A 9,170-nucleotide genomic window follows, 5' to 3' on the forward strand; every position below is an offset into this window, starting at 1 on the left:
AAAAATGAAGAACAAATATCTTACGCTGGCGCTTTTAACGGCTTCGATCTGTGCCTCAGGGCAAAAAAGCAGCGATAGCCTCTATAAAAAACAAAAGATCAGCAGGACGGAGATCCAGGTACTTTTTGGATATTATACGCAAAATGGGAATCACTCGGCCATAACTGGGGGCACAGGAACCGAATTACTGCATGTGTATGAACCTGAATTCACCCTTACCCATTATCCTGATTCGACACACCGATTAACCCTGAATGCCGGGGTAGATGTGATCACTTCCGCCTCAATGGATAATATCGATTTTGTACTTTCTTCCGCATCGAGGCTTTCCGCCAGGTTACATATAAGCCCCGGCTATAGCTGGCTATTAAAAAAATCCCGGGCCCGCATCAGCATCAATTCAGGTCTTTCCGTCGAATCGGCCTATTTATCGATACCCGCCGGGATTTCCATCAGCCATGCAGCGCCAGCCGGCTCAAGGGAATGGAGCGCCGGCCTGCAATGTTATTTCGACGATCTTCGTTATGGAAGACTGAGCATAGAACAACATTTCAAACCGGTAGGATTGATCTATCCCTGGGAATTAAGGGACACCAGTTGGTTCAATAATTACCGGAGAAGCTCTTATAATCTCGATCTGGCATTTTACCAGGTAATCAATTCCCGGATGCAACTCGCCCTTTTTCCGGAACTGGTTTATCAGAAAGGGTTATTATCCACTCCCTATCACCGGATCTATTTTAATGACCCGAAGAATACCGAACGGGTCGAACGTCTGCCTTCAGAAAGGTGGAAATTCCCCATTGCTGCACAGTTGAATGTATTCCCCGGAAGAAAAGTTATTATCCGCACTTATTACCGTTTTTACAGGGATAATTTCGGAATAACGGCCCACACCTTGCAATGGGAAATTCCCATTAAAGTAAATCCGGAATTTAGTCTTTCCCCATTACTCCGTCTTTACACCCAGACAGCGGCCACTGCGTTCCGGCCCTACAGGGAACACGATCTTAAAGAGACCTGGTATACCTCTGATTATGACCTTTCTTCTTTTAACAGTGTAAAGACAGGTGTTACCTTACGATACGGGCCACAAAAATCTATATCACCACGGTATTCCTTTAATGCCCTCAGTCTCCGGTATGCCTATTACAGGCGGACGGACGGGCTGGCCGGCCACAGCCTTTCCCTGCTCTTGGAAATGACCAGAACAGGTAAAGGGTCACTCAGTGAAAATTTCAAGTGAATGATCAATCGTTCGAATTATAGATATCCTTGGGGAAATAATGATCAAGATCATCAAAGGTGGTAAAATTACCCGTACTTCCCAACCCTATAAAACTCTCTCCGCTTACAGTAAATCCAACGCTTCCAAATCGCGGTGATCTTGGGTAAGGCGACCTCCTGCTCCATCGGTCATTGACAATATCATAAGCCCAGGTTGAGGTTACCATCCCTCCGCTCCCGTTACGGCCAAGCATAAGATAGGCCTGATCACCATTGACAAAAGCCGATCCATATTCCCGCTGGATGTCGGTATAATCATCATCAAAATTATCTTTTTCAGTATTGGTAATATTATTAAGGGGTATCCAGGGAGCAGGCTGGGAAGGATCGAATGCCCAAAAGTCCCTGGCCATCCCTCCGCTGATCGATCCTCCAACCAAATAGGCTTTGTTATTAAACACAAATGCGGAGGCAGCTCTGCGTTTGGAAAGGTTGCCGGAAGTTCCGGGCGTCTTTTCCCACTTGTCTTTCCCGGGATCATACTGGTAAAAATCGTTCAACCAAAAATTATTAAAGCCTGTTCCCACATAGCCTTTCCCCTGCAGACCAAAACCAACGGCATCATACCGGCCACCCCCCGGTAATGGAGCTTTGAGACTCCATTTTTGTAAAGCCGGATCGTATTGATAGAAATCAGCGTAAACCTGAAAGGTGCCATCATATCCCGTACCCGCATAACCATAGCCGTCAAGACTGAACCCCACGGCATTACTGCGGGGAACACCAGGATAGTCGGGTAATTGTGTCCAGCCTGTCGTAGCGCTGAAGGACCAGAAATCCTTTAGCCGGTGGTTACCGGGAACCGTTTCGTTATATCCAAGACCCACATAGGCAGTATCTCCGATTACAAACGAAACTGCATTGCTCCGTGGAAAATTACCAATTGGGGCAGCCTGGATCCAATTCCCGAATTGGGTGTTGGACAGGCCCGGTTTGCTGCAGGAAGACCCGGCAAAAAAGCCGATAACCAGAATGCTAAAAGCGAGTAAATAAACTGAACGGATCATATTTATGTTTTTATTTGAACCAGCGGTACCTTTCAAAATGCTGTATGCATTCTTATCATTTTAAAAGAGACAAGGCGGATTCGTTCTGTTGCCCCATACATGTTAATAATTCCTTTAAAAAATGTTAAGACGCCTCATTTCGATACAATCCCTAACTTTGCCAAAATCACCCTATGTCATTCCGGAAAAATCAATATCTGTTCTTCTTTATAATGATCCTGCCTGCGTTGCAGGTGTTTCCCGTCTGTCAGTTATCCGTCCGGGCAGAACCATGGATATCACCAGGAGCATCATCTGAGCCATTCTCAGGCCCTCCATCAAAACCATTCCCGCAACATACCACCTACACCACGGGAGTTATCCTCCCCAACCATGTCACTCACAAGCAAATGGATGACAGTGTCCGTACTTTTTATAAAGCCTGGAAAAAACGTTATCTACGGAAAGCCTGTACCCGAGGCCAGTATTATATCTGGTTCGAAGGCCCGGACAAACATAAACAGTGCGTATCGGAAGGTCAGGGCTATGGTATGCTGATCGTTGCCCTGATGGCAGGTTACGATGATTCGGCCCGTGGTATCTATGATGGCCTTTACCGTTATTACCGGGCTCATCCCAGCAAAGCCGACCCCTACCTGATGGCCTGGGCACAAAAAAAGGATTGCAAAAATGTCGATGGCAGCTCTGCCACGGACGGGGATATGGATATAGCCTATTCCTTATTAATGGCCAATACCCAATGGGGGAATCAGGGACCGGTTCATTACCTTGATGAAGGAAGACGCGCCCTGTCGGCTATCTGGCAACAGGAGATCAATCCGAAAACATATTCGGTACTGCTTAGTAATTCCGTGGAGCATGACAGCAAAGATTATTTTGATATGCGCTCCTCCGATTTTATGCCGGCCCATTTCCGGGCCTTTAAGGCGGCGGCCCAAAAAAAGACGGAAGATGCTCGTGGGAAAAGTACCAATACTATTGCAAAAGCCGAAACAAATATCCCGGATTGGAATAAAGTGGTTGACAATAATTATAAACTATTCACCTATCTGCAGGAAACCTATAGTCCGGAAGCAGGTCTGTTCCCGGATTTTATCAGCCATATAAAAATGGCTCCGGCCTCTCATCCTGTAATCAATGCCTTGCCAGCCCGCCCACACTACCTGGAGTCCCGTTATGACGGTTCCTATAATTATAATGCCTGCCGGGTTCCCTGGCGGATTGCAACGGATTATATCCTTAACGGAGATCAGAGAGCGTTGGAGATCATAAAAAAGATAAACCGCTGGGTCCGTCTGACGACAAAAGATAATCCGGATAATATTTCGGCGGGCTATAGTCTTGCCGGGGAAGACCTTAAGAACCGTTATTACGAAGCAATATGTTTTATCGGACCTTTTGCCGTCTCAGCTATGGCAGGCAAAGAAAATCAGGCCTGGCTGAATAAAGTATGGGATTATATGGTCGGTTTCCGGTTAAGGGATTACGATTATTATGACAACTCGATCAAATTAATCGATATGATCATCCTCTCGGGAAATTATTGGGCGCCTGTATCCTAAAATCCTTTGGAATTTCATTCGGATAATCATGTGAATAAACCAGTGCATAGCCCTGTTAATAAACTTTGAATAAGTCTGTACTTATCCTTGTGCATATTCTTGTGCAAAAACCCAGGTATAAGCAGTTAATAAGTTCGTGCATAAACCTGTGATAAAACAATGCATAAAATACAAGTCCATTTTTCATAAAAAGGTAATTCAAAATATAGCTTAGCTATATGAAACTTAAAACGAGAGACTTGTTGTGGAAGGGAATAATAGAAGATCTGTTTGCGGATTTCCTCCGGTTCTTTTTTCCCCGCGCGGATGAGATTTTTGATATGGAACGGAACCCTGAATTCCTTGATAAGGAACTGGAACAACTTTACCCTGGAAATAAAATCGAACATCCGAAGTTCGTTGACAAACTCGTAAAACTTTATAAGAAGGATGGAGTCGAAGAATGGTTGTTAATACATATTGAAGTACAAGGCTATAGGGATAAATATTTTAGCCGCCGCATGTTTACCTACTTCTACCGGATCCTGGATCATTTAAAAAAAGAAGTGGCCTCTCTGGCTATTTTTTCAGATAACGACAGAAACTATCATCCAGATACCTACGAATACAAATCCTTAGACACATCCAATATTTTCCGTTTCAAAACGTATAAGATCAAGGGGCAAAACGAAGTGGAACTGGAAAATAGCGACAACCCATTTGCCATAGTTATTTTAACCGTTCTGATCTCCTTACAAAAGGGCGAAAAGGAACCTGAAGATTTGTTAAAATTATCTGTCGCCCTAGTGAAACGACTATTGAAAAAAGGGTTTTCAATGGATAAAATAGAACAAATATTGACATTTTTGAAATCTTATGTAGATTTTGAAAGAAATGAGTTATTCATTAAATTTGAAGAGGAAATTGAGGTAATCACCAATAAAAAGAGGACTATGGGTATTAAAGAATTAGTATTACAATTAGCAAAAGAAGAAGGATTAGAACAGGGTCGTGAACAAATGAAGGTTTCCCTGGTCAAAAACCTTTTACAGAAATCAAATCATTCCCTGCAGGAGATTGCTGATTTTGCCGAAGTTTCAGTTGATTTTATAATAGAAGTAAAAAATAATCTGATTTAAGCGCAAATAGCTGTCAAAGCCCCGATCATTCCATCGGGGCTTAATAATTATTTCCGTCGTTCCTGGCTTTAGTTGGCAACTGGCGATCCATCCCTCCTTTCTTCACTTGCCGTTTTTATCAGTTTATCCCCTTCTTTCAAGGCATTTCCATAAATCTCTGTCTTCCCATTCTGATCGCGTCCTTTTTTTATATCCACCCATTGAGCCTTACCATCCACTACCCTTATCACAAATACCCTTTCGGTTGAATTAACGACGGAAGAGCCCGGCACTACAAATGTGCTGTCTCTGGCAGGGAGGGGCATATTAACCTCCGCCACCATGCCGGGCAGGAGTTTCTTATCTTCATTAATAACGTCCATCTCTACTCGCTCTGCACGCAGACGGCTATCCAGTGCTCCGGCCAGTCGTTTGATCTTCGCATGAAAGATTTCATTGGGCAATGCTTTTACAACGAATTTCACCTCGTCTCCGGATTTCAGGTAGCCCGTATACGCTTCGGGGATGGATACGACCAGGCGTAAATGTTTTTGCTCCTGTAACGTGAACAAGGGTAATTCGGATCCTTTTCCCGAGGGTCCGACATAAGCCCCGGGGTTTACATTACGTGCCGAGATCACACCGTTAAACGGAGCCTTCACTTCCAGATATTTGAGCGTCTCCGCAACTGTCTTGTACGCTGAACGGGCAGCTTCCCATTGAGCAAAATCCGATTTCTGACGGGCGCTTGCCTGTTCCAGATCGTTCTGAGAGATCGTTCCCGGAGTCTTACTGGTCTCCAACAAACGGTCATAATTGGACTTGCTGGCAATATAGATCGCTTCCTGGGATTTTAATTTCGATTCCGCCCCGGATAAGGCTGAGGTCAGTTCAGGCGCTTCCAGACTTACCAGTAACTGGCCTTCCCGGACTTCGGACCCTACATCCGCATATAATTTCCTGACAAAACTATTCTCTTTGGCATAAAGATCTACCTGTTGAAAAGCAATCAGCTCGCCCGGCACAAACAAAGTGGTTGACAATCTGCCTTTTTCCAGGTCAAACGTTTCCGCATGGGCTGCAACTGGAGCCGGACCTTGTTCCTTCTCTCCTTTCTTTTTATCTTTTTTTTCATTCCCCTCTCCATCGGAAGAACCGCAGCCGGTAAAAAGGCTGGTTGCCAGGATTATGGTGAAAAGAGGACCGGTCAGGGCCAATTTTTTATTTCTAATTTTGCTCATACAAAGATGGTATATAATGTTTGCTCTCTTTATCGGAAGGATCCAGGCTGACTGACTGTGTCGAAGTCTTTCCCTGTACCCAGGCGAATATAAGGGGTAGAATAAATAAAGCGGCAAAAGTGGAAGCGATCAATCCCCCGATCACCGCTCTTCCGAGAGGTGCGGCCTGATCTCCTCCTTCTCCAAAACCGGATGCCATGGGAAGCATGCCTACCACCATGGCCACACTGGTCATCAGGATAGGCCGCATACGAACGGCGACCGATTCTCTGGCGGCTTCCAACGCATTGCCGGAATGCATCCGCAAATGCTCGGCATTGGTAACCAACAGGACGGAATTGGAAATAGATACCCCAACCGACATGATCATCCCCATATACGATTGAAGATTTAAGGTGGATCCCGTCAGCATAAGCAAGGCTAATGAACCCAGTAATACGGCGGGAACAGTACATAACGTGACCAGTGAGACCTTGAAAGACTGGAAGTTTGCGGCCAGCATTAAAAAGATCACAATGATGGCCGTCAGCAAACCAATCTGCAAACTGTCCAGGGTATCTGCCAATACCTGGACCTGTCCACGGGTCTCCACGGTGAGACCACGGGGGAGTTTTCCCAGGGTGGCAATTGCCTTATTGACATCTTTGGCAGCGCTGCCAAGGTCCTTTTTATATAAATTGGCCGTAACGGAAAGTACTGGAGTGGCCCCGATATTATCATTCTCTCCATAAATCGAATCCACGGAAAGGGAAGCCACATCGCTTAAAAGAGGCCGGGGTGCATTGGGCACGATGGAAGTTTCTCCGATATCATGGATGCTGGTCATTTTATTTTCAGGAACCTGCACCTGTACGTTATAGGAAAGATTCGATTTATGATCGATCCAAACACTTTTTTCGGTGAACCGGGAGGAGGAAGTGGCGGCAAGCAGGGATCGGCTTATGGCCGAAACATTCGTACCCAACTGCGCGGCACGAATACGGTCGATATCGATATTAATAGCCGGATAATGAACGGCCTGACCGAGCTGAACGTCCCGCAGATAGGGAATCTCCTTTAATTTATCAATTACCTTGATAGCATACTCCTCGTTTAGTTTTTTATTCTTGCCGGAGAGTTTGACTTCAATAGGAGTAGGAGAACCCTGGCTCAATATCTTATCCGTCAGTTCGATTGGCTCGAACGAAACCTTCAGTTCAGGCATCGCTGCCTTTATTTTATCCCTGAATTCATCTTTCAGGTTATCAATATTTACTTTATAATCCTCTTTAAGACTAACCTGCAGCACGCTTTCCTGCGGGCCCGCCATAAAAAGGTAAATGGGATTGGTCGAGAATTGAGAGCCATGCATACCCACCATCGCAGAAGTGACCCCGATATTCTCCTTACCTACCATCGTGTCGAGGATCTTCAGGGTCCTGAGCATGTATTCTTCCGACCTTTCAATACGTGTGCCATCGGCAGCCCGGATACGGACCTGGAATTGTCCCGCATTGGAATGTGGCAATACATCCCGTCCGATGCTGTTGATGAGCAGCAAGGCGCCACCCAATCCCAGCAGGATATAAGCAATAGCTATCGGCTTACGGAAAGGAAAAAGCCTTTCCATAAACCGAAGAAAACGGGTCCGGAATTTATAAAAACCGGTGATCTTTCCATCCTTTCCGGTTCCTGCCTGTTCCGCCAGGCGATGTTTCTCTGCCCAGGGGTCTTTTTCATCGGCAGCCGAAAGACCCGAATGTTTGAATTCTTCTTCATCGGTCTCTTCTTTTCCTGCTGCTCCTTTTTTGTGATGCCCTTTCATGAGCCAGTTTGCCATGATGGGAACGAAGGTCTGTGCCATCAGGTAAGAAATGATCATGGAAAAAGCAATAGCCAGCGCAAGTGGCAAAAAAAGTGAACCCGGAATACCGCTCATGGTAAAAGCCGGAGCGAACACTGCCAGGATACAAAGCAGAATAAGCAGCTTCGAAAATGCGATTTCCCGGCAGGCATCCCAGATAGCAAGGGCCTTCGGCTTGCCCATCGACAGATGTTGGTGGATATTCTCGATCGTCACAGTTGATTCGTCCACTAAAATCCCAATAGCAAGAGACAGCCCGCTCAGGGTCATGATATTGATCGTCTGATGAAAAAGGTTCAGAAAAAGAATTCCTGAGATCACACAGATCGGAATCGTAAGGATCACGATGAATGCTCCGCGGACATCGCCCAGGAATAACAGCACCATCAGACCGGTGAGGATGGCGCCGATGGCTCCTTCTGTCAGCAGATTCTTGACGGCATTAATGACATAGACCGACTGGTCGAACTCGTAAGACAGTTTAACATCCTCAGGTAATTGCGCCTGGAACTTGGGGATGGCCTTCTTCAGATTTTGAACCACTTCCCAGGTAGAGGCTGCTGCGGATTTGGTAATGGGCAGGTAAACGGAGCGTTTGCCATTGATCAATGCATAACCAGAGGTGATATCAGCGGCGTCTTCCACCGTAGCCACGTCCCTGAGATAAATATTCTGAACATTATTCGCATAAATAGGAATGTTCTCAAAATCCTTTACCGTATTAATGGTCGTATTGGAAGGTGTTAAATAATTCAGGTTACCTATACGTACGTTTCCGGCCGGGGTCGCCTGGTTATTTACCCGGAGAGCTTCCACCAATTGATCGGGTGTAAGGTTATGGGAACGGAGCAATTCCGGATCGGCCTTGATGACCACCGTACGGGAGTTTCCACCGAAGGGTGCCGGAGATACCAGGCCGGGAACCGCGCTAAACTGTGCTCTCACATAAATATTGGCCAGATCCTGTAATTCATTATTGCTACGGGTGGGGCTACTTAACACCAATTGTCCTACGGGAAGGGTCGAAGCATCGAAACGCAAAATAAAAGGAGGTTGAGACCCTTGCGGAAAAATGGCCTGTGCCCTGTTGGTATAAGAAGTGACCTCGGAGGCAGCCTGGGCCATATTGGTGC

Annotated in this window: 6 protein-coding genes; 3 read left to right on the top strand and 3 right to left on the bottom strand. The window is 45.9% G+C overall.

Features of this window, described 5'->3' with window-relative positions:
* The first annotated feature begins 4 nt into the window (after positions 1 to 4).
* Positions 5 to 1,246: a DUF3570 domain-containing protein gene (locus ACX0G9_RS26760; protein WP_459068045.1), complete on the top strand. Its 1,242-nt coding sequence runs from the start codon at positions 5 to 7 to the stop codon at positions 1,244 to 1,246.
* Between the two features lie 4 nt (positions 1,247 to 1,250).
* On the opposite strand, the gene ACX0G9_RS26765 is transcribed toward ACX0G9_RS26760, so the two are convergent.
* Complete coding sequence (locus ACX0G9_RS26765) at positions 1,251 to 2,294, bottom strand: Kelch repeat-containing protein (RefSeq protein ID WP_459068046.1); 1,044 nt, start codon at positions 2,292 to 2,294, stop codon at positions 1,251 to 1,253.
* A 173-nt stretch (positions 2,295 to 2,467) separates the two neighbouring features.
* On the opposite strand from ACX0G9_RS26765, the gene ACX0G9_RS26770 reads away from it, so the two are divergent.
* Positions 2,468 to 3,856, top strand: coding sequence for a glycosyl hydrolase family 8 (locus ACX0G9_RS26770; protein WP_459068047.1), 1,389 nt, complete (start codon positions 2,468 to 2,470; stop codon positions 3,854 to 3,856).
* Positions 3,857 to 4,074: 218 nt separating this feature from the next.
* Positions 4,075 to 4,974 carry an RpnC/YadD family protein gene (locus ACX0G9_RS26775; protein WP_459068048.1) on the top strand — a complete coding sequence of 300 codons (900 nt, stop codon included), beginning with the start codon at positions 4,075 to 4,077 and terminating at the stop codon, positions 4,972 to 4,974.
* Positions 4,975 to 5,042: 68 nt separating this feature from the next.
* Here the strand turns inward: ACX0G9_RS26775 and ACX0G9_RS26780 are convergent, their stop codons facing one another.
* On the bottom strand, positions 5,043 to 6,194 hold the full coding sequence (locus tag ACX0G9_RS26780; protein ID WP_459068049.1) for an efflux RND transporter periplasmic adaptor subunit: 1,152 nt from the start codon (positions 6,192 to 6,194) through the stop codon (positions 5,043 to 5,045).
* The coding region (locus tag ACX0G9_RS26785) for an efflux RND transporter permease subunit (RefSeq protein WP_459068050.1) at positions 6,181 to 9,170 on the bottom strand (2,990 nt) is incomplete at its 5' end. The genes ACX0G9_RS26780 and ACX0G9_RS26785, both read right to left, overlap by 14 nt.

The sequence above is a fragment of the Flavitalea flava genome, assembly GCF_054461575.1.